This window comes from Methylobacterium sp. EM32 (assembly GCF_040593685.1).
Taxonomy (GTDB): Bacteria; Pseudomonadota; Alphaproteobacteria; order Rhizobiales; family Beijerinckiaceae; genus Methylobacterium.
The window spans coordinates 17,924-37,805 of sequence record NZ_JBEXZS010000080.1; the positions used below are offsets into that span (position 1 = coordinate 17,924).

Sequence of the window (19,882 nt, forward strand, 5' to 3'; positions counted from 1 at the left end):
GCATCATGAGGGCGTTTCACCGCGCGGGCCTTGTCGTGGCCGGCCTGTTCGTGCTGGCCGGGGCGGCCTGCATGGTCGGGCCGGGCCGGGCCGTCGCGCAGTCGGACCTCGAGATGCCCGCCGACCCGCCGGTCCTGTCGAAGCCCTACCGCTCCACAATCCCGATCTACCGCCGCCGTCCGCCGCCGGACGCCGTGCCGCCGGAGGCGGGCCAGCCGGCGGGCGGCTGGCGCGAGCCGCCGGGCCGGATCGGCGCCCGCGACGGTGCCCCGCAGGAGGGGGCCGCGGCGTTGCGGGACGCGCCGTCGGAATCCGGCTTCGGCCCGGTGAAGGCCGCGCCGGCGCACGACCTCGCGCCCGATGACGATCCCGAGGAGCGGTCCGCGGGCGCGCCGGCCCGGTCCGCGACGGGGCCGACGAAACGGGAGCTGCGCGAGGAGGCCCGCCGGGAGGGTGAGCCTGAGACCCGCGCCGCCGCGCGCCCGGCTGGGCGCGGGACCCCCGTGCGGGAGACGCCGCGCCAGGTTGAAGCTCGCCAGACCGAAGCGGCCGCCGAGGACGACGAGGAGGAGGCCGCGCCGGCCTATGCGGGCGTGTGGGGCCCGAGCGCCGCGGCCTGCGCCCGGAGCCGCTCCGCCCGTCGCGGCTTCCTGCCCGCCGTGCTCCGGCCGGGGAGCGCCCGGGCCGGCAAGACCCTGTGCCAGTTCCGCGACCGGCGGCGCGACGGCCGCACCTGGACCGTGACCGCCGCCTGCCACAGCGCCGGCCGCCACTGGACCTCGCGGGTGCGCCTGACCGTGGCGGGAAGCCGGCTGACCTGGGCGTCCGAGCGCGGCTCGGCGACTTATACCCGCTGCTCCGGCGGCTGAGGCCGCAAGGTGACGAGCAAAAGTCGGCGAGAAACAAACTGCAACCGCGCTTGACTCGCCGCAAACACCGGTGGTGGAAAGGGGACCCGCCGTGAAGAGAGCCCTGATGGCCCCGTCAAGCCCGCCCGCCGCCTCGCCGCTGCGGACCCGCATCCCCGTCCCGCGGCCGGGCCGACGCGCATGACCGGCAAGCTCGTTCCAGGGAAGCTCGTGGCTGTCGCCAACATGAAGGGCGGCGTCGGCAAGACCACCAGCGTGGTGATGCTGGCCGATGCGCTCGCCGCCGGCGGCGCCTCGGTGCTGGTGATCGACCTCGATCCGCAGGCCAGCGCCTCGGTGTGCTTTGCCGGCGACGGCATCCTAGCCGAGATGATCACCGGGGGCCGCACCCTCGACTATTATCTCGGCCTGCGCATCGTCGACCGCGACAAGGCCGCCCTGCCGGACTTCATCCGCGACTACGTCTCGAGCACCACGCATCTAGGCGAGCCGCTGCCGATCTCGCTCATCGCCTCCGGCCCGTCGCTGCGCATCGTCGAGCGCGAGATCATCTACGCGCTCACCAAGCGCAAGTACTCGATGCATGCCATCGAGGGCCACCTGTGGAAGCTGTTCCAGGAAGACTTCGTGCCCCTGCGCGAGCAGTACGACTACGTGCTGTTCGACTGCGCGCCCGGCATCTCGCCGATGACCGAGGTGGCGATCCGGGCCTGCGACCTCGTGGTGGTCGCCTGCATCTCGGACTTCCTCTCCACCTACGGCCTCAAGGCGTTCTACGAGACGATCTGGGGCGTCGGCAGCGCCTCCGAGAGCATGCTGGCGCCCCAGCGCCCGCCGCACGTGCTGATCACCCGCTGGCAGAACACCAAGCAGCAGGCGACCACCTACGCCAACCTGCAGGAGAGTGCCGCCGCGGAAGGCGCGCGGTTCCGTCTGTTCAAGACCCGCGTGCCGCAATCGGCGGCCCTGGCGAACGCGCTGACGCTGGAGTATCAGACCTTCGCCAACAAGTATCGTGACCAGACCCGCGACCTGATCGGCGAGGTGATCACGCCGGTGGTGACCGAACTGAAGGAGGCCCTGGATGGCGCTTGAGATCGACGGCCTCGCGGTCCTGTGCGCGATCGCGGAGGCGCCGCAGGCGTTCCCGGCGATCCGCAGCGACGTCACCAAGGCCGCCCACGCCCTGGTGACGAAGCAGCTGAAAGCCAAGACCCTCGACCTGGCGGGCCTGCGCGCGGTGCGCGAGGCGCTGGGTCCCCAGCCCCTGGCGCTGATCGTCGACGGGCTGAAGGATGCCGAGGTCAAGGCCCTGGTCACCCGCCTCGACAAGCATCACCCGGACCTCAAGGACGGCCCGGCCGTCGCGCATCGCCGCCACCTGATGGCGATCGCCGCCGACCTCGACCCGGTCGCAAGCCCGGCGGCGAAGCCGAAACCCGCGAAGGCGCCTGCCAGGGCGCCGGCGAAGCCGAAGCCCGCCGCCAAGGCGGTCGACGCGGCGTCGGCCGAGCCGACATCGGAACCCGTGCCGCCCCCGGCCCCCGCGAAGGCGCGTACGCCGGCCCGCGGCAAGCCCGCCCCCGCCGACGCGCTCGCTTCAGCGGCGATGGCCGCTCGCCCGCCGCGGAGGCCCAGGCAGCAGGAGTGATCGGGTTTCCGCCCGACAGCCGAGCTGATTCTCTCCAGCAGTAATAATACCCTCCGGGTCATTCCGGGGCCGCGCAGCGGAGCCCGGAATCCGGACGCGCGGATGGTGTAGAAAAGAGCGGATCGCGTTCCGCTTTATTCTCTCCGACCTGCGTTTCTGGATTCCGGGCTCCGCTGCGCGGCCCCGGAATGACCCGGAGGGTGCGAAATCCTAGGGTGCCAATCAAACAGGCTCTGACCGATTCGACGAAGACGCAGCGCATCCTGTAAACCCGCATGGGACAGGGGAGATGCGCTCCGCATCGACTCGGACATTTTGGGGCATCCCCCGCCGTCACCCCCTCATCAGCGTCGGCGTCCCCAGCCGCGGGGTCACGCCCTCGCGCATCACGAGCCGACGCAACGGCGCGATGGTCGAAAGCGCCAGCAGCCCCGCGCCGCGGGCGAGGTCGCTCGGCAGGAAGGCGGTGAGCAGGCTGCGATTGAGGGTGTCGACCGCGCCGGTGCGAAGGCGGGCGTCGAGCGCCCGGCCGCGGGCGAAGCCCGACAGCACCGACTCGGCTCCGGCGTCGCGGGAGCCCGCCACCGCGTCGCGCAGGGCCGCGGCGTCGCGAAGGCCGAGATTCAGCCCCTGCGCGCCGATCGGCGGGAAGACGTGGGCGGCCTCGCCGACCAGCGCCAGCCGCGGCCCGACCGGGCGCGGCACGGACAGGCCGCGCATCGGCACCAGGCCCCGCGGCCCGTCGATCCGCATGGCACCGAGCATCGACTGCGCCTGGCGCTCGATCGCGGCGGCCAAAGCCGCGTCGTCGAGTTCGAACAGGCGCTCGGCCCGCGCCTCCGCCGAGACCCAGACCAGGCTGGAGCGGCGCCCGCCCGGCAGCGGCACCAGGGTGAAGGGTCCCTCGCGGGTGTGGAACTCGGTCGAGACCTCGCGGTGGTCGCGGGCATGCGCCAGGATCGTGGTCAGGGCCTTCTGCGGGTAGGTCCAGCGCCGCGCCGCGAGACCGGCTTCCTCGCGCAAGGGCGAGCCGCCGCCATCGGCCGCGACGACGAGACGGGCCGCGACGCGGCCGCCGCCCTCCAGGGCCAGCACCGCACGATCCTCACCAATGGTACGGCCGGCGGCATCGTGCTCGACGAGGGTGAGGTCCGGCAGCGCTCGGGCGCGGGCGCGCAGGGCCTCGACGAGGCGGGCGTTCTCGATGTTCCAGCCGAAGGCGTCGAGGCCGATCTCGCGGGCGACGAAGCGGGCCGGCGGCGGGCGAAAGAGGCTGCCGGTGTCGTCGATCAGGTGCATCTCGGCGAGCGGGGCGGCCTTGGGCTCCAGCCCCTCCCAGGCGCCGAGGGCGCGCAGCAGCCGCACCGAGCCGTCGAGGAGCGCCACGGTGCGCCCATCGGCCACGGGGGCGTGGCGGCCGACGAGCGCCGTCCGCACGCCGTCGCGGGCGAGCGCCAGGGCCGCCGCCAGCCCGACCGCGCCGGCGCCGACCACCGCCACGTCGTAGAGGGGGCCTTCAGGATTCGGGTCGGCTGTCTGGCTCACGGAACGGGTCCTTGCACGGTCTGCCGGGAGATCTGGGTCGCGCGGGGCCGGTCCGCCATCCCGGCCATTGCCGAACACGGGGCCGCACCTATCATCCCGGCCGCACACAAAGACCACGATGGGAGCGGGCGATGCCGAAGGCGATCCGGGTTCACGAGTATGGCGGCCCCGAGGTGATGCGCTACGAGGAGGTGACGGTCGGCGAACCCGGTCCCGGCCAGATCCGGGTGCGCCAGAGCGCGGTCGGCGTCAACTTCATCGACATCTACTTCCGCTCCGGTCACTACAAGGCGCCCCAGCTTCCCTTCACCCCCGGCAACGAAGGCGCCGGCACCGTGGTGGCGGTGGGCGAGGGCGTCACCGGCTTCACGCCGGGCGACCGGGTCGCCTACGGCTCGGCCGCCGGCACCTATGCCGAGGAAGTTTTGGTTGACGCCAAGCAGGTGGTGCGCCTGCCCGACGGCATCGACGACGACACCGCCGCCGCGATGATGCTGAAGGGCCTCACCACCCAGTACCTGCTGCGGCGCACCTACAAGGTCCAGCCCGGCGACACGATCCTGTTCCACGCCGCCGCCGGCGGCGTCGGGCTGATCGCGACGCAATGGGCCAAGCATCTCGGCGCCACGGTGATCGGTACTGTCGGCTCGGAGGACAAGGCCGAACTCGCCCGCCAGCACGGCTGCGACCACGTCATCCTGTACCGCAACGAGGATTTCGCCGCGAAGGTGAAGGAGATCACCGGCGGCAAGGGCTGCCAGGTCGTCTATGACGGCGTCGGCCAGGCGACCTTCCCGGCCTCGCTCGATTGCCTGCGGCCGTTCGGCTATTACGTGAATTTCGGCAGCGCCTCGGGCGCGGTGACGCAGTTCGACATCAGCCTGCTCGCCCAGAAGGGCTCGCTCTACGCCACCCGCCCGGTCCTGTTCACCCACACCGCCGACCGGGCAGTGCTGGACGAGATGGCCGCCGACCTGTTCGAGGTGGTGCGGAGCGGCGCGGTGAAAATCCCGGTCCATACGCGGGCAAGACTCGCCGACGCGCCGAAGGTCCATGCCGACCTCGCCGGGCGGCAGACGACCGGTGCGACGGTGATGCATCCGTGATACCATGAAACAGAGTCAGCCGGTCGCAACTCGCTCTTCGCAAAAACGAATTCCAGATTTGCAATGATATTCTACAATCAGAAATGAATTCAAGCGGATGACCGGTGGCCCACTACCGGAGATCCGCTTAGAATTCCCCTGCGATATCCGGGCCGAATCGGTCCTCCGGACCGCGACCGGATGATCCGGCGGAGATTCTCGACGATGGCTTCGTACGCCCTGCAAGCGACCGAAACCGACCTGCTCCTCGTCATCGACGTCCAGGCCGACTTCCTGCCCGGCGGCACCCTCGCGGTGCCGGACGGGGACGCGGTGATCGGGCCGATCAACGCGCTCGGGCGCAAGTTCAAGCACGTCGCCCTGACCCAGGACTGGCACCCGGCGGGCCACGCCTCCTTCGCCACGAGCCATCCGGGCAAGGCGCCCTTCGGCACCGTGGAACTCCCCTACGGCACGCAGGTCCTGTGGCCGGAGCACTGCATCCAGGGCACCCCCGGGGCGGACCTGTCACGGAGGCTGGAGCTGCCCCACGCGCAACTGGTGATCCGCAAGGGCTACCGGCCCGGGATCGACAGCTACTCGGCCTTCCGCGAGGCCGACCGCACCACCTCGACCGGGCTCGCCGGCTACCTGCGCGAGCGCGGCTTCACCCGGGTCTTCCTGTGCGGCGTCGCCACCGATTACTGCGTCGGCTGGAGCGCCATCGACGCGCGGGAGGCGGGGTTCCAGGCGGTGGTGGTCGAGGATGCCTGCCGGGCGATCGACCTCGACGGCTCGCTCGAGCGGGCCTGGGGCGACATGGCGGCGGCAGGCGTGGAGCGGGAGGAGAGCGGGGCGATCGGGGGGGAGGCCCCGTAAGACTGCCTCCTGCCAGAGCTCACACCCTCCGCGTCATCCCGGGGCCGCGCGAGCGGAACCCGGGATCCATAACCGCCGACGATGCAGGGTTAAGCAGGACGCATCCCACTTCATTCGAAGACGCCCACGGCGAGAAAACGGCTCCGTTTTGCCTCGCCGCCCTTTCCCGGACGACTGAAGCGTCAGCGGAAGGAGATCCGGGATCCAGCACAAGAAGTCGCGAAGCGCCCTTGCACCTGCAACGTTGCAGCATACGAAGCCGCTTCGCGGCACTTCCTCCGCTGGATCCCGGATTTCCTTCAGCTGACGCTTCAGTCGTCCGGGAAAGGGGAGCTTGAACGACTCACCCAGTCTGACTTGGCCCTGCCGTGAACCACGGCTCAGTCCCGATCCTCGGGCCGGCCCCATCGACGGGAGAACGCGCGGGCGAGGTACCGCGCGTAGAGCACCCCGCCGACGCCGAGCGCCGGGAAAAGCGCGACGGCGGACCAGCTCGGCTCACCGACCTCGCACCCGGTCGCGATGCGATGAGCCAGAGCGGCATCGCTACACCGCCACCCCGTGCAGGTCGTAGGCATCCGCCGACTCGATCTTCACCGTCACGATGTCGCCGACCCGGACCGGGCGGCGGAAGGCGACGTGGACGTTGCCGTCGATCTCGGGGGCGTCGTATTTCGAGCGGCCCTTGGCCACCGTCGGGCCGGCGGCGTCGATGATCACCGGCAGGCGCTTGCCGACCTTGGCCTTCTGGAGCCTCAAGGACACCGCCTGCTGCGTCTCCATGAACCGGCGCTGGCGCTCGGCCTTGACCGCGTCCGGCACGGCCTCGGCCACCGCGTTGGCGGGGGCGCCGCGGACCGGCTCGTACTGGAAGCAGCCGACGCGCTCGAGCTTGGCCTCCTTGAGCCAGGTCAGCAGTTCCTCGAACTCTTCCTCGGTCTCGCCGGGGAAGCCGACGATGAAGGTCGAGCGGATCGCGAGGTCCGGGCAGGTGGCGCGCCAGGAGCGGATGCGCTCCAGCATCTTCTCCTGGTTGCCCGGGCGGCGCATGCGCTTGAGCACGGCGGGGCTGGCGTGCTGCAGCGGCATGTCGAGATACGGCAGCACCTTGCCCTCGGCCATCAGCGGGATGACCTCGTCGACATGCGGGTAGGGGTAGACGTAGTGCAGGCGCACCCAGGCGCCGAGCTCGCCGAGCTCCTTGGCGAGGTCGTAGAACCGGGCCCGCACCTCGCGGTCGCGCCAGGGGCTCGTGGCGTAGCGGGTGTCGATGCCGTAGGCGCTGGTATCCTGCGAGACGACGAGCAGCTCCTTGACGCCGGCCTTCACCAGCTTCTCGGCCTCGCGCAGCACGTCCGCCGCCGGGCGGCTGACGAGGTCGCCGCGCAGCTGCGGGATGATGCAGAAGGTGCAGCGGTTGTTGCAGCCCTCCGAGATCTTCAGGTACGCGTAGTGCCGCGGCGTCAGCTTGACGCCCTGCGGCGGGACCAGATCCAGGAACGGGTCGTGCGCCGGGGGCACCGCCTCGTGGACCGCCGCCACCACCGATTCGTAGGCCTGCGGCCCGGTGACCGCGAGCAGGTTCGGATATTTCTCCCGGATCTCCTCCGGCTGGGCACCCATGCAGCCGGTGACGATCACCCGGCCGTTCTCCGCCATCGCGTCGCCGATCGCCTGCAGCGACTCGGCCTTCGCCGAATCGAGGAAGCCGCAGGTGTTGACGATCACCACGTCGGCACCGTCGTGCTTGCGCGCGAGCTCGTAGCCCTCGGCGCGCAGATGGGTGAGGATGCGCTCGGAATCGACCAGGGCCTTGGGACAGCCGAGCGACACGAAGGAGATCTTGGGGGCGGGTGCGTTCATGGCAGAGGAGATTTCGGCAGGATGCGGCGCCGGCCCACGGCCAAGGCGGCGGCGAGCAGGATCAAGGATTTAGGGAAGGATGCTGGGGCAGGCCTCTAGCACAGGGCGGGGCGGGCGTCACGGGCCTGGCCTCTTGGCCCGACGGACAGCTTCCGTCGCGGCCCCGGCCTCCGCTATCACGGCGCGATGTGGAGCCGCTCCGTCACCCCCCAGGATCCCGCCGCCGCCGCGTCCCGCCTGCGCGGCCGACATCCGCGCGGGCGATCCGGCCTCGCGCTCCTCGACAGCGCCATGCGCCACGACAGCCTCGGGCGCCACTCCTACCTCGCCGCCGACCCGTTCGGGTGTTTTCGGGTGCGCGGCGGCCGGGCCTTCTGGAACGGTGCGCCGGTGCCGGGCGAGCCTCTCGCGGCGCTCAGGGCGATGCTCGCCCCCTGGCGCATCGCGCCGGATCCCGCCCTGCCGCCGTTCCAGGGCGGGGCGATCGGCTACGCGGCCTACGATCTCGGCGCCAGCCTGGAGCGGGTGGCGGCGCCCGCGCGCCGCGCGGGCCTGACCGACGACCTCGCCTTCGACCTCTACGCCACCGTGGTCGCCTTCGACCACCGGGCCGGCACCTGCCACCTGATCGCCACCGGCTTTCCCGAGACCGATCCGGCCGCCCGGGCCGCCAAGGCCGCGTCCGACCTCGACGCCCTGGAGGCGGTCCTGAACGGTCCCGAGCCGGCGCAGGACACCGCGCCGGTGCCGCCCCTCGCCTGGCGCTCGAACTTCACGGCGGAATCCTACGCCCGGGCGGTCGAGCGGGTGCGGGACTACATCCGGGCCGGCGACATCTACCAGGCCAACATCGCCCAGCGCTTCGAGGCGGCCCTGCCGCCGGGCTTCGACGCCTTCGCGTTCTACCGGCGCCTGCGGGCGCGCAACCCCGCGCCCTTCGCGGCCTACCTCGAACTCGACGGGCTGACCGTCGCCTCGTCCTCGCCCGAGCGCTTCCTGCGCCTCGACGGGGACCAAGTCGAGACCCGGCCGATCAAGGGCACGGCGCCCCGCTCCGCCGATCCTGTCGAGGACCGGGCCCGGGCCGAGGCGCTGCTCGCCAGCGCCAAGGAGCGGGCCGAGAACGTGATGATCGTCGATCTGCTGCGCAACGACCTGTCGCGGATCTGCGCGCCCCACAGCGTCGCCGTGCCGACGCTCTGCGGGCTCGAGACCTATGCGGGGGTCCATCACCTCGTCTCGTCGGTCACCGGCACGCTGCGGGAGGGGGCGGACGGGCTCGACCTGCTGGCGGCCACCTTTCCGGGCGGCTCGATCACCGGGGCGCCGAAGCTGCGCGCGATGGACATCATCACGGAGATCGAGGGGGATGCCCGCGAGTTGTATTGCGGGGCGATCGGCTGGATCGGGTTCGACGGCAGCCTCGACACCAGCATCGCCATCCGCACGGTGCTGATGGACGACGACCGCGCCGTGCTCCAGGCCGGGGGCGGGATCACGCTCCTGTCGGACCCGGAGGCCGAGTACCGCGAGACCCTGACCAAGGCCGAGCGGGTCTTCGCGGCCTTCACTGGAGCGTTTTCCGACGAAGTGGATACCGGTCCGTCGAAGAAAACGCGGCATAATCGAAGAGATCGAGCAACGTCCGATCGCAGCGCGATCGGACGTTGCTTGAGCGGGGAGGGCGCATGATCCTCGTCATCGACAACTACGATTCCTTCGTCTTCAACGTGGTGCGCTATTTCGAGGAGCTTGGCGCCACGGTGCAGGTGGCGCGCAACGACGCCCTCGACGTCGCCGGCATCCGGGCTTTGAGCCCGGAGGCGGTGGTGATCTCGCCCGGGCCGTGCAGCCCGGCGGAGGCCGGGGTGTCGCTCCCCGCCATCCGCGCCTTGTCGGGCGAGGTGCCGCTCCTCGGAATCTGCCTCGGCCACCAATGTATCGGGGCAGCCTTCGGCGGCCGGGTGGCGCGGGCACGGCGTCCGCTCCACGGCCACGCGACGGCGATCACCCATGACGGACAGGGCGTGTTCCAGGGCCTGCCGGCGCCGCTCACGGTCGGGCGCTACCATTCGCTGATCGTGGAATCGGCCCCCGGCATGGCGGAGCATCTGCGCGTCGACGCGGTCTCGCCCGAGGGCGAGGTGATGGCGCTCTCGCACCTCCGGCACCCGACCTGGGGCGTGCAGTTCCACCCGGAATCGGTGCTGACCGAGTACGGCCACGTCCTGTTCGGCAATTTTCTGGACCTCGCCCGGCGCTGGCGCGATGCGGGAGGACGGCACCGTGCTGTGGCGTGACGGACGCGTGCAGGAGGGGACGACCGCGCCCTTCGACCTCGCCGACCGCGGCCTGCTCCTCGGCGACGGGGTGTTCGACACCGCCATGGCGCTCGGCGGCACGGTGGTGGCGGAGGAGGCGCATCTGGCGCGGCTCGTCGCGGCCGCCGCGGCGCTCGGCTTCCGCTTCGATGCCGAGGAGGCCCGCACGGCGATGCGGGCGGTCGCGGCCGGCCACGCGCGGGCGGCGATCCGCACCACCGTGACCCGCGGGTCCGGGCCGCGAGGCCTGCGTCCCCCGGCCGAGCCGCGCCCGGTCCTGTGGGCGAGCGCCGCGCCGTTGCGCGCGGGTGTCGTGTTCTCGGGTCTCTCGCTCGGCTGGAGCGCGATCCGCCGCAACGAGACCTCGCCGACCGCGCGCCACAAGACGCTGGGCTACCTCGACGCGGTGCTCGCCGCCGAGGCGGCGGCACGGGAGGGCCACGACGAGGCGCTCTTCCTCAACATGGCGGGGCGGGTCGCCTGCGCCGGGACCGGCACCCTGTTCGCGGTGTTCGGGACGTCGGTCGTCACGCCCTCCTTGAGCGAGGGGGTGCTGGCCGGCATCGTGCGGGCGAGGCTGCTCGCCCTCGCTCCCGGCCTCGGCCTCGTCCCGAGCGAGCGCCCGCTCGCGCCGGACGACCTGGCGGGGGCGGAGGCCGTGTTCGTTACCAATTCCCTGCGGCTCGTCGCACCGGTGCGGCGGATCGCCGGGCGGGACTATGCCAGCGCCGGGCATCCGGCTTTGCGGGCGTTGCAGGTGGCGCTGTCGGCGGAGATCGCGCAGGCCTGCGGGATGGCGCCGGAGGGGTGAGGCGGCAGGCACCCCTGAACCCTCCCCCTTCTGCGGGGGAGAGTGCCCCACGAAGTGGGGCGGGAGAGGGGACGCCGTCTCCGGAGAGATCGCGCGCTCGATGAAGGTGCCACCTGGATCTGCGTCGCGCTTCCCCTCTCCCGCCCCGCATCCGCGGGGCACCCTCCCCCGCAGAGGGGGGAGGGTTGGCGTCGTGGCCTCAGCCTTCCGCCGGCTTCGCCTCGGCCTTCGGGCCGCCCTTCGCCACGCCGACCAGGGCCGGGCGCAGGACGCGGTCGCCGATGACGTAGCCCGATTGCACCACCTGCACGACCGTGCCGGAGGTGACGTCGGGGTTGGGCACCTCGAACATCGCCTGGTGCAGGTTGGGGTCGAAGCGCTGGCCCTGCGGATCGACCCGTTTCACGCCGTGGCGCTCCAGGGTCTTGAGCAGGTCGCGCTCGGTCAGCTCGATCCCGTCGACCAGGGCCTTGAGCGGGCCCTCGGCGCTGGCACGGGCATCGGCCGGCACGCTCTCGAGGGCGCGCCGGACGTTGTCGGCGGCGTTGAGCATGTCGCGGGCGAAGTTCGTCACCGCGTAGGTGCGAGCGTCGGTCACCTCGCGCTCGGTGCGCCGGCGCAGGTTCTCCATATCGGCGAGCGTGCGCAGCAGCTTGTCCTTGAGGTCGAGCTTCTCGGCCTCGAGCGCGGCGAGCGCGTCGGCGGTCGGCGCGGCCCCCGGCGCGGAGGCGGGAGCGCCCTCGGCAGCCTCGGGCTCGTAAGCCCGTGCGGCGTTCTCCGTGTCGTTCGGCGTCATCGTCATTCCAAAAAGGGGTCCGGGAATGACCCCGATATCAGGTGGACGGCGGGCGAAATCAAGCTTCGCCGGCGGCCGGGGCCACCTCGCCCGCCTCGTCCGTGAGGCCGCCCTTGCCCGCGCCGCGGCGGCCCCGCTCGCCCCGGGGCAGGTCGGCCTCGAACACCGCCATCACGGCCCGGCGGATTGTCGCCTGCCGGTCGGGCTGGGTCACCTTGGTGCCGGTGAGGTCGGTGACGTAGAACACGTCGACCGCCCGCTCGCCGAAGGTCGCGACATGGGCCGAGGTGATGTTGAGGTTGAGCCGGCCGAGCGCCGAGGTGAGATCGAAGAGCAGGCCCGGCCGGTCGAGACCGGAGATCTCCAGAACCGTCTCGCGGGCCGAGAGCGCGTTGTCGATCGACAGGTCGGGGGCGACCTGGAAGGTGCGCGGCCGGTCCTTCGCCGGGTGCTTGTCGGCGACGAGGTCGGCGATGCGGATCTCGCCCTTCAGCGCCCGCTCGATCGCGGTGGCGATGCGGCCGGCCCGGCGCAGCTCGTCCTCGTCGCGCTCGAAGGCCCGCGACAGGGTGATGGTATCGAGCACGAATCCGTCGGCGGTGGTGAAGATCTGCGCGTCGACGATGTTGCCGCCCGACGCCGCGCAGGCGCCGGTGAGGATCGCCAGCAGGCGCGGATGGTCCGGCGAGTAGACGCAGAGCTCGGTGACGCCACGGGACTGATCGGTCTCGAAGGCGGTGGCGACGGTGTTGCCGGCCTCGCTCGCCGTGCGGATGAAGCGGGCGTTCTTGAGCTGGCGCCCGGCATCGACCTTCAGCCAGTAATGCGGGTAGTGGCGGGCGGCGTAGGCGTCGAACTCCTCGGCCGTCCAGTCGGCGAGTTGCTCGCGCAGGCGCATCTGGATCAGCCGCACCCGATCGGTGCGCGGGATCTCCGAGCGCCCGCCCGACAGGACCATCTCGGTCTCGTAGTAGAGCGTGCGCAGCAACGTCGCCTTCCAGGCGGTCCAGGTGCCGGGACCGACCGCCTTGATGTCGGCGATGGTGAGGACCAGCAGCAGCTTCAGCCGCTCCAGGCTCTGCACCACGCCCGCGAAGGTCTCGATGGTCTTCGGGTCCGACAGGTCGCGGCTCTGGGCCGTCATCGACATCAGGAGGTGATGCTCGATGAGCCAGGCGACGGTGCTGGTCTCGGCGGCATCCAGCCCGAAGCGCGGCCCGAGCTTGCGCGCCACCGCCGCGCCGGCGATCGAGTGGTCGTCCTTCCGGCCCTTGGCGATGTCGTGCAGGAACATCGCCACGTAGAGGGCGCGGCGGTTCTGGATCGTGCCGACGATGCGGTGGGCGAGCGGATGCTCGTCCTCCAGCTCCCCGGCCTCGATCTTGGCCAGCACGCCGAGCGAGCGGATCAGGTGCTCGTCCACCGTGAAGTGGTGGTACATGTTGAACTGCATCATCGCGACGATGCGGCCGAAATCCGGCACGAAGCGCCCGAGCACCCCGGTCTCGTTCATGTGCCGGAGCACCGTCTCGGGGGCGTTCTGCGAGGTGAGCAGCTCGACGAACAGGCGGTTGGCCTCCGGATCGACCCGCACCATCGGGCCGATCAGGGCGAGCGAACGCGTCGCGAGCCGGCTGGCATCGGGATGGATCGCGAGGTCGTGCCGGTCGGAGAGCCAGAACAGCCGGATCAGGTTGACCGGATCGCGCTCGAAGGCGCCGTCGTCCCGCAGGTCGAGCCGGCCGGTATGGATGCGGAAATCGTTCGCCTCGAGGTCGGGCGCGCGGAAGTGCTGCTTGAAGCGGCGCAGCCAGCGGTCGAGCACCGGCGGGCGCTTGGCGTGGCGCGCCTCCATCTCGGCGCAGACGATGGCGGTGAGGTCGCCGACATCCTTGGCGATCAGGAAGTACGATTTCATGAACCGCTCGACCGCCGCGAGGCCGCCGCGGGCGCCGTAATCGAGGCGCTCGGCGATGCGCGGCTGGAGGCCGAAGGACAGCCGCTCCTCCGCCCGCCCGGTGACGAAGTGCATGTGGCAGCGCACCCGCCACAGGAACTCATCGCAGCGCTGGAACAGCCGGAGCTCGTCGGGCGTGAACAGGCCGGCCTCGACCAGGTCCTCGGCCTCCTTCACCCGGAAGGTGTACTTGGCGATCCAGAACAGGGTGTTGAGGTCGCGAAGACCGCCCTTGCCGTCCTTGACGTTGGGCTCGACGAGGTAGCGCGAGGCGCCGCTCTTCTGCACCCGCGCGTCGCGCTCCTTGAGCTTCGCTTCGACGAACTCGGCCGCCGTGCCCTGCACCACCTCGCGGTCGAAGCGGGTCTCCAGTTCGTCGAACAGGGCGCGGTCGCCGAACAGGAAGCGCGATTCGAGCAGCGCCGTGCGGATCGTCATGTCGCCGCGGCCCTCGCGCAGGCATTCCGCGACCGAGCGGGTGGCGTGACCGACCTTCAGCTTGAGGTCCCACAGCACGTAGAGCATCGCCTCGACGACGCTCTCGCTCCAGGCGGTCTGCTTGTAGGGCAGCAGGAACAGAAGATCGATGTCGGAGCCCGGCGCCAGCAGGCCGCGGCCGTAGCCGCCGGTCGCCACCACGGCGATCTGCTCGGCCGCGGTCGGGTTGTCGGAGCGGTAGAGCCGCTTGACCACCGCGTCGTAGATCGCCCGGATCACCGCATCCATCTGGGCGCAGATCAGCCCGGCGCAGGCATGGCCGTCACGCTCGGCGAGGAGCTGCCGCTCGGCCTTCGCGCGGCCCGCCTCGATGATGCGGCGCAGCTCCGGCACCAGCCGCTCGCGCAGGCGGGTCGGGTCGCTCAGGGACTGGTCGATGCCGGCGAGCAGGGCCTTGAGGGCGGCGTCGGTGTCGGACGGGTCGATGGCGGTGAGGTCGGGCATGGCAGCCGGGCTTGTCAGGAGGGAAGCGCGGCCGGGTCCCGTCGCGTTCCCGCCTGTTTCGCATCACGGCCGGCGGAAAGCCAACGCTTCCGCGCGTCATCCAGGGGCATGCGGGCCGTGGCGTTCGATACAAAGGCTAATCCGCTTCATCGTCCGGAACGTTTGACACTCCGAACGACCCGCCCTAGCTATGGCGACGGTCCGCCCGCATCCGAGAAACGCCGGCGGCCAGCCAGGGAGAGACGATGCGCATCCATCGCCGCGCGCTCATCGGCGCCGCCCTCGGGGCCGTCGGCCTCGCCGCCATCCCGCCGGCGCTGGCGCAATCGGCCAAGGAGGTGCGCCTCGACTGGGCGACCTACAATCCGGTCAGCCTCGTCCTGAAGGACAAGGGCCTGCTGGAGAAGGCGCTGGCTCCCAAGGGCGTTACGGTGCGCTGGGTCCAGTCGCTGGGCTCGAACAAGGCGCTCGAATTCCTCAATGCGGGTTCGATCGATCTCGGCTCGACCGCCGGCGCGGCGGCCCTGCTGGCGCGGATCAACGGCAACCCGATCAAGGCGGTCTACGCCTACTCGCGGCCGGAATGGACCGCCCTCGTGACCCGGCCGAATACCGGAATCCAGGCGGTGAAGGACCTGAAGGGCCGCCGCGTCGCGGTGACCCGCGGCACCGACCCGCACATCTTCCTGATCCGCGCGCTGCGCGGCGCCGGCCTCACCGAGCGCGACGTGAAGCTGGTGCTGCTCCAGCACCCGGACGGGCGCACGGCGCTGGACCGCGGCGACGTCGATGCCTGGGCCGGCCTCGACCCGATCATGGCGGCGGCGGAGATCGAGAACGGCGACGTGCTCTTTCACCGCGACGCCGCCGCCAATACCTGGGGCGTGCTCAACGTCCGCGAGGATTTCGCCAAGCAGAACCCGGACCTGACCCGCACGGTGCTGGCGGCCTACGAGGAGGCGCGCAAGCTCGCGCTGTCCGACCCGCAGGAATTGAAGCGGATCCTGGTGGCGGCGACGAAGCTGCCCGAGCCGGTAGTGGCGCGCCAGCTCGAGCGCACCGACCTGTCGCAGCCGATCATCGGCAAGCTCCAGGCCGAGACGATCCTCGATGCCGGCACCGCGCTCCTCGATGCCGGGGTGATCCCGGCCGGGACCGATGTCGGCGCCGCGGTCGAGGCCCTGATCGACCCGCGCTTCGGGCCGGCGGCGCCGTGAGGCCGGCGGAAGCGGGCCCGCTTCCCCTCGCGATCGCGCCCGACACGTCTTCCAGGAAGGCCCTGCGCCTGCCCGGCGGACGGGTCCTCGCCGGCCTCGTCCTGCCGCTGGCGCTCGCCCTCGCCTGGGAAGCGGCCGTCAGGGCGGGGCTGGCCCAGGGCCGGCTGGTGCCGCCGCCGAGCCGGGTGCTGGCCACCCTGTGGAGCCTCGCGGCGAGCGGCGAATTGTGGACCCACGTGCTCGCCAGCCTGACCCGGGTCGCGGCCGGCTTCGGCTTCGGGGCGCTCGCCGGGATCCTGGTCGGCGCGCTCACCGGCACTCTGCCGCTCGTCCGGCGCCTCGTCGATCCGAGCCTCCAGGCCCTGCGGGCGATTCCCTCGATCGCCTGGGTGCCGCTGTTCATCCTGTGGTTCGGCATCTTCGAGGCCTCGAAGATCACCCTGATCGCCGTCGGGGTGTTCTTTCCGGTCTATCTCGGGGTGGCGGGCGCCATCGCGGGCGTCGACCGCAAGCTGGTCGAGGTCGGCCGCGTCTTCCGGCTGTCGCGGCTGGATCTCGCCCGGCGCATCCTGCTGCCGGCGGTGCTGCCCGCGACGCTGGTGGCCCTGCGCACGGGGCTGGGCCTCGGCTTCATGTTCGTGGCGGCGGCCGAGCTGCTCGGCGCCTCGGAAGGCCTCGGCTACCTCCTTCTCGACGGCCAGCAGCTCGGCAAGCCGGACCAGATCGTCGCGGCGATCCTGGCCTTCGCCGGATTGGGCAAGCTCTGTGACGCGCTTCTCGTCGGCCTGACCGCGCCGCTCGCCCGCTGGCAGGACACAGCGCGGGATACCCTGTGAGATGCTGATTCTCGACCGGCTGTCGAAGACCTATGCCGACGGCACGCGGGCGCTCGCCGACATCTCGCTCACCCTGCGGGCCGGCGAGATCGTGGCGCTGATCGGCGGTTCGGGCTGCGGCAAGACCACCCTGCTGCGCCTCATCGCCGGGCTCGACCGGGCGAGCGCCGGGACGATCCACCTCGACGGCGAGGGCGTGACGGCGCCGCATCCGGGCGTCGGCATCGTGTTTCAGGAGCCGCGGCTCCTGCCCTGGCTCAGCGTCGCCGACAACGTCGCCTTCGGCCTCGCCGACCTGCCGAAGGCTGAACGCCGCGCCCGGGTGGCGCACGCGCTCGACCGCGTCGGCCTCGCCGAGCATTCCCAGCGCTGGCCGCGCGACCTGTCGGGCGGCCAGCAGCAACGGGTGGCGATCGCCCGCGCCTTCGTCGCCGCCCCGAAGGTGCTGCTCCTCGACGAGCCGTTCTCGGCCCTCGACGCCCTGACCCGGGCCGGGCTGCACCGCCATCTCCTCTCCCTGTGGGAAGAGAGCCGGCCGACCGTGCTCCTCGTCACCCACGACGTCGCCGAGGCGGTGGCCCTCGCCGACCGCGCCGTGGTGTTGCGCCCGAAGCCCGGCCGGATCGACGACACGATCCCGCTTCCGTTGAGCCGTCCGCGCCAGGCCTCGGCGCCGGGCAGCGAGGCCGCCGCCCGCACCATCCTGGCGAGCCTCGACCGCTCGCTGCGCCCTGAGGGCGAGGCCGACCGCGCCAAGCCCGACGCCTCCGCCCTATGGTGGTGAGCCTCCGGGTGTAAGCCCCTGGCCGCGAGCACTGGCGGGGCGACGGCGCAGGATGCTAAGCCGTTCGCCCATAAACAGGGAGGACATCCCATGGACGCCACCGAACTGCGCTCGCTCCAGGCCCCGATCAAGGACCGCTACCGCGGCGATCCGGAGGCGGCGGTCGTCACCCTGAAGGCGCAGGGCTCGCTCGACGACGGCGGCATCGCCTGCAAGGTCGAGACCGGCCGGGCGCTGGCTGTGGCGGGCCTTCACCCGGCGAGTGGTGGATCGGGCGCCGAGCTCTGCTCCGGCGACATGCTGCTCGAGGCGCTGGTCGCCTGCGCCGGCGTGACCCTGAAGGCGGTGGCGACCGCGCTCGAGATTCCGTTGCGCAAGGGCTTGGTCAAGGCCGAGGGCGACCTCGACTTCCGCGGCACGCTGGGCGTCGACAAGGGCGCGCCGGTCGGCTTCCGCTCGATCCGGCTCAGCTTCGAGGTCGACACGGATGCGCCGCAGGAAAAGCTCGATCAACTGCTGAAGCTGACCGAGCGCTACTGCGTGGTGTTCCAGACCATCAACCAGAAGCCGCATCTGGACGTGGTAATGATGCGGGGGTGAGGCGGGGCCCGCGGCAAGCTCCTGCCGAACATTTCGTGGGCGGACATCGATGTACGATGCCCTTCCGCCTGCCGGCCTGTCCCGAGGCCGGCGCAGGGGCTTCGCCGAGAGCTGGCAGTGCGCCTGATCGCTCATGGCTGAGCCCTTGCGTCCTCCGTCAATCCGGGCCTGGACATCGAAACCGGCAGACACCGACGAGAGGTGGCTTGCCATTCTTTTGACGTTAGGTAATATACGATGGCAGAGTGACTATTGATGTCATTAAACTAAGATATGAGACTCGGCTAGCTTCTATCGTTGGCGTGATGGCTGGCAGGACAGCCATAGCTCGCCATCACTCTAGAAGAACAGGATCGATCCGCACCTATGTTTTTGCTGTTTCCGGATTTTATACCTGAAACGGTCAAGCAAGCTCTATTCGGTGCGCTGTGTTTCTTGTTCGGATTTTACGGTGTTTCGCTTGTTTGCTTCGTGGAAGCGCGACTGTCGCGCCGCCGTCAGCGCATCATCACCGATGAGGCGTTTCGCAAACTCGATGCCAAGAAGCTCAACGAGCACCTGAAGCTGATCGGCAGCTTCTGCAACACGCTCGGTGCGGCCGTCCTCGGTGCGGCGTTCATCGTGCCTTACATCGGCAATCACGCGTCACCAGATCAGGTCGACCTGCGTTGGGTTTTCGCGGGATTGGCCCTACCCTTGGCAGGGCACATCGCGTTGCGGTTCATGAAGAGCGAGGGATGACCATGGCTGTGACGACCCTGCTCCTCGCCGTCGTCGGCACCGTCATCGGTGCCAGCTTGGGATACGCCTACTTCTCGTCGCGCGACTTCGACCGTCGGCACGGGTCGCCCAAGCCGTAAAGTGCGAAGGCTCCGCGCGGTCATGGCGCGATCGCCGACGAGACGGACATAGTTTTTTAAATTTTGACCGGCTCCGCCTCACTCCCCCCGCGCCAGGAACTGCCGGAACCGGTCCGACCGCGGCGCGGAAAAAACCTGCTCCGACGGCCCGTCCTCCAGGATCCGGCCCTCGTGCAGAAAGACCACCCGGTGGGCGACGTCGCGGGCAAACGCCATCTCGTGGGTGACGACCAGCATGGTGCGGCCCTCCTCGGCCAGCGCGCGCATCACCCGCAGCACCTCGGCAACGCGCTCGGGGTCGAGGGCGGAGGTCGGCTCGTCGAAGAGCAGCACCCGCGGATGCATGGCGAGCGCCCGGGCGATGGCGGCGCGCTGCTGCTGGCCGCCGGAGAGGTGGGCCGGGTAGTGGTCGCGCTTGTCGGCGATGCCGACCTTGGCGAGCAGCGCCTCGGCCTCGGCGACGCAGTCGGACTTCTTGCGCCCCAGCACGTGCACCGGCGCCTCGATCACGTTCTCCAGCACCGTGCGGTGGGACCAGAGGTTGAAGCTCTGGAACACCATGCCCACGCGAGCGCGGATGCGGTCGACCTGCCTGGTATCCGCCGGCACCCGGCCGCCACGTCGCTCGCGCCAGGCCACCGTCTCGTCGCCGACCACCACCTCGCCCGCCTCCGGCACCTCCAGGAGGTTGATGCAGCGCAACAGCGTCGACTTGCCGGAGCCGGACGAGCCGAGGATCGCCACCACCTCGCCCTCGCGGGCCGAGAGCGAGACGCCGCGCAACACCTCGTTGCGGCCGAAATGCTTGTGCAGGTCGCGGACCGCGACGGCCTCGGGGCGGGTGGGCGAGGGGGCCAGCATGGCGG

Annotated in this window: 18 protein-coding genes; 13 read left to right on the top strand and 5 right to left on the bottom strand. The window is 71.0% G+C overall.

Features of this window, described 5'->3' with window-relative positions; translation table 11 throughout:
• Nucleotides 1-5: 5 nt before the first annotated feature.
• The 3 genes from ABZT49_RS11995 to ABZT49_RS12005 all read left to right on the top strand — a co-directional run bounded on the left by ABZT49_RS11995 (nucleotide 6) and on the right by ABZT49_RS12005 (nucleotide 2,520).
• Nucleotides 6-869, top strand: coding sequence for a hypothetical protein (locus ABZT49_RS11995; RefSeq protein WP_355286295.1), 864 nt, complete (start codon nucleotides 6-8; stop codon nucleotides 867-869).
• A gap of 180 nt (nucleotides 870-1,049) precedes the next feature.
• Nucleotides 1,050-1,964 (top strand): ParA family protein, encoded by a 915-nt coding sequence (locus ABZT49_RS12000; RefSeq protein ID WP_355286296.1) that lies wholly within the window; start codon nucleotides 1,050-1,052, stop codon nucleotides 1,962-1,964.
• Nucleotides 1,954-2,520, top strand: a complete 567-nt coding sequence (locus ABZT49_RS12005; RefSeq protein ID WP_355286297.1) for a hypothetical protein — start codon at nucleotides 1,954-1,956, stop codon at nucleotides 2,518-2,520. The genes ABZT49_RS12000 and ABZT49_RS12005 overlap by 11 nt, the downstream gene beginning before the upstream one ends.
• A 333-nt stretch (nucleotides 2,521-2,853) precedes the next feature.
• Here ABZT49_RS12005 and ABZT49_RS12010 read toward each other — a convergent pair whose 3' ends face one another.
• Nucleotides 2,854-4,065, bottom strand: coding sequence for a UbiH/UbiF family hydroxylase (locus ABZT49_RS12010; protein WP_355286298.1), 1,212 nt, complete (start codon nucleotides 4,063-4,065; stop codon nucleotides 2,854-2,856).
• A 131-nt stretch (nucleotides 4,066-4,196) separates the two neighbouring features.
• Here ABZT49_RS12010 and ABZT49_RS12015 point away from each other — a divergent pair, with 131 nt between their 5' ends.
• Together ABZT49_RS12015 and pncA are read left to right on the top strand one after the other, a co-directional pair.
• Nucleotides 4,197-5,171: a quinone oxidoreductase gene (locus ABZT49_RS12015; RefSeq protein ID WP_355286299.1), complete on the top strand. Its 975-nt coding sequence runs from the start codon at nucleotides 4,197-4,199 to the stop codon at nucleotides 5,169-5,171.
• 204 nt (nucleotides 5,172-5,375) lie between these two features.
• Nucleotides 5,376-6,029 (top strand): bifunctional nicotinamidase/pyrazinamidase, encoded by a 654-nt coding sequence (pncA, locus tag ABZT49_RS12020; protein WP_355286300.1) that lies wholly within the window; start codon nucleotides 5,376-5,378, stop codon nucleotides 6,027-6,029.
• A 546-nt stretch (nucleotides 6,030-6,575) separates the two neighbouring features.
• On the opposite strand, the gene rimO is transcribed toward pncA, so the two are convergent.
• Nucleotides 6,576-7,892 carry a 30S ribosomal protein S12 methylthiotransferase RimO gene (gene rimO / locus ABZT49_RS12025; RefSeq protein ID WP_355286301.1) on the bottom strand — a complete coding sequence of 439 codons (1,317 nt, stop codon included), beginning with the start codon at nucleotides 7,890-7,892 and terminating at the stop codon, nucleotides 6,576-6,578.
• Between the two features lie 186 nt (nucleotides 7,893-8,078).
• Here rimO and pabB point away from each other — a divergent pair, with 186 nt between their 5' ends.
• Genes pabB through ABZT49_RS12040 form a run of 3 tightly spaced genes read left to right on the top strand, consistent with a single transcriptional unit; the run spans nucleotide 8,079 to nucleotide 11,024 of the window.
• The gene (pabB, locus tag ABZT49_RS12030) at nucleotides 8,079-9,584 is read left to right on the top strand and encodes an aminodeoxychorismate synthase component I (protein WP_355286302.1); all 1,506 of its coding nucleotides are present in this window, start codon (nucleotides 8,079-8,081) and stop codon (nucleotides 9,582-9,584) included.
• On the top strand, nucleotides 9,581-10,192 hold the full coding sequence (locus ABZT49_RS12035; protein ID WP_355286303.1) for an aminodeoxychorismate/anthranilate synthase component II: 612 nt from the start codon (nucleotides 9,581-9,583) through the stop codon (nucleotides 10,190-10,192). The genes pabB and ABZT49_RS12035 overlap by 4 nt, the downstream gene beginning before the upstream one ends.
• Nucleotides 10,179-11,024: an aminotransferase class IV gene (locus ABZT49_RS12040; RefSeq protein WP_355286304.1), complete on the top strand. Its 846-nt coding sequence runs from the start codon at nucleotides 10,179-10,181 to the stop codon at nucleotides 11,022-11,024. Before ABZT49_RS12035 ends, ABZT49_RS12040 begins: the two co-directional genes overlap by 14 nt.
• A gap of 199 nt (nucleotides 11,025-11,223) precedes the next feature.
• Here the strand turns inward: ABZT49_RS12040 and grpE are convergent, their stop codons facing one another.
• Both grpE and ABZT49_RS12050 read right to left on the bottom strand, forming a co-directional pair.
• The gene (gene grpE, locus ABZT49_RS12045; protein WP_355286305.1) at nucleotides 11,224-11,820 is read right to left on the bottom strand and encodes a nucleotide exchange factor GrpE; all 597 of its coding nucleotides are present in this window, start codon (nucleotides 11,818-11,820) and stop codon (nucleotides 11,224-11,226) included.
• 58 nt (nucleotides 11,821-11,878) lie between these two features.
• Nucleotides 11,879-14,719: a [protein-PII] uridylyltransferase gene (locus ABZT49_RS12050; RefSeq protein ID WP_355286306.1), complete on the bottom strand. Its 2,841-nt coding sequence runs from the start codon at nucleotides 14,717-14,719 to the stop codon at nucleotides 11,879-11,881.
• Nucleotides 14,720-14,964: 245 nt separating this feature from the next.
• On the opposite strand from ABZT49_RS12050, the gene ABZT49_RS12055 reads away from it, so the two are divergent.
• From ABZT49_RS12055 to ABZT49_RS12075, 5 genes are all read left to right on the top strand, one after another.
• Complete coding sequence (locus ABZT49_RS12055) at nucleotides 14,965-15,936, top strand: aliphatic sulfonate ABC transporter substrate-binding protein (protein ID WP_355286307.1); 972 nt, start codon at nucleotides 14,965-14,967, stop codon at nucleotides 15,934-15,936.
• 32 nt (nucleotides 15,937-15,968) lie between these two features.
• Nucleotides 15,969-16,772, top strand: coding sequence for an ABC transporter permease (locus tag ABZT49_RS12060; protein WP_355286311.1), 804 nt, complete (start codon nucleotides 15,969-15,971; stop codon nucleotides 16,770-16,772).
• A gap of 1 nt (nucleotide 16,773) precedes the next feature.
• A complete protein-coding gene (locus ABZT49_RS12065; RefSeq protein ID WP_355286308.1) occupies nucleotides 16,774-17,556 on the top strand; it encodes an ABC transporter ATP-binding protein in 783 nt (260 codons plus the stop codon).
• Nucleotides 17,557-17,646: 90 nt separating this feature from the next.
• On the top strand, nucleotides 17,647-18,156 hold the full coding sequence (locus ABZT49_RS12070; protein ID WP_355286309.1) for an OsmC family protein: 510 nt from the start codon (nucleotides 17,647-17,649) through the stop codon (nucleotides 18,154-18,156).
• 366 nt (nucleotides 18,157-18,522) lie between these two features.
• Nucleotides 18,523-18,897 carry a hypothetical protein gene (locus ABZT49_RS12075; RefSeq protein WP_355286310.1) on the top strand — a complete coding sequence of 125 codons (375 nt, stop codon included), beginning with the start codon at nucleotides 18,523-18,525 and terminating at the stop codon, nucleotides 18,895-18,897.
• 197 nt (nucleotides 18,898-19,094) lie between these two features.
• On the opposite strand, the gene ABZT49_RS12080 is transcribed toward ABZT49_RS12075, so the two are convergent.
• On the bottom strand, nucleotides 19,095-19,877 hold the full coding sequence (locus tag ABZT49_RS12080; protein ID WP_355286312.1) for an ATP-binding cassette domain-containing protein: 783 nt from the start codon (nucleotides 19,875-19,877) through the stop codon (nucleotides 19,095-19,097).
• Nucleotides 19,878-19,882: the final 5 nt, after the last annotated feature.

Coding starts and splice junctions, on each gene's coding strand:
- pabB (WP_355286302.1), top strand. CDS start 8,079: ATGTGGAGCCGCTCCGTCACCCCCCAGGATCCCGCCGCCGCCGCGTCC.
- ABZT49_RS12000 (WP_355286296.1), top strand. CDS start 1,050: ATGACCGGCAAGCTCGTTCCAGGGAAGCTCGTGGCTGTCGCCAACATG.
- ABZT49_RS12065 (WP_355286308.1), top strand. CDS start 16,774: ATGCTGATTCTCGACCGGCTGTCGAAGACCTATGCCGACGGCACGCGG.
- ABZT49_RS12075 (WP_355286310.1), top strand. CDS start 18,523: ATGTTTTTGCTGTTTCCGGATTTTATACCTGAAACGGTCAAGCAAGCT.
- ABZT49_RS12015 (WP_355286299.1), top strand. CDS start 4,197: ATGCCGAAGGCGATCCGGGTTCACGAGTATGGCGGCCCCGAGGTGATG.
- ABZT49_RS12050 (WP_355286306.1), bottom strand. CDS start 14,719: ATGCCCGACCTCACCGCCATCGACCCGTCCGACACCGACGCCGCCCTC.
- ABZT49_RS12005 (WP_355286297.1), top strand. CDS start 1,954: ATGGCGCTTGAGATCGACGGCCTCGCGGTCCTGTGCGCGATCGCGGAG.
- grpE (WP_355286305.1), bottom strand. CDS start 11,820: ATGACGCCGAACGACACGGAGAACGCCGCACGGGCTTACGAGCCCGAG.
- ABZT49_RS12080 (WP_355286312.1), bottom strand. CDS start 19,877: ATGCTGGCCCCCTCGCCCACCCGCCCCGAGGCCGTCGCGGTCCGCGAC.
- ABZT49_RS12070 (WP_355286309.1), top strand. CDS start 17,647: ATGGACGCCACCGAACTGCGCTCGCTCCAGGCCCCGATCAAGGACCGC.
- ABZT49_RS12035 (WP_355286303.1), top strand. CDS start 9,581: ATGATCCTCGTCATCGACAACTACGATTCCTTCGTCTTCAACGTGGTG.
- ABZT49_RS12055 (WP_355286307.1), top strand. CDS start 14,965: ATGCGCATCCATCGCCGCGCGCTCATCGGCGCCGCCCTCGGGGCCGTC.
- ABZT49_RS11995 (WP_355286295.1), top strand. CDS start 6: ATGAGGGCGTTTCACCGCGCGGGCCTTGTCGTGGCCGGCCTGTTCGTG.
- pncA (WP_355286300.1), top strand. CDS start 5,376: ATGGCTTCGTACGCCCTGCAAGCGACCGAAACCGACCTGCTCCTCGTC.
- rimO (WP_355286301.1), bottom strand. CDS start 7,892: ATGAACGCACCCGCCCCCAAGATCTCCTTCGTGTCGCTCGGCTGTCCC.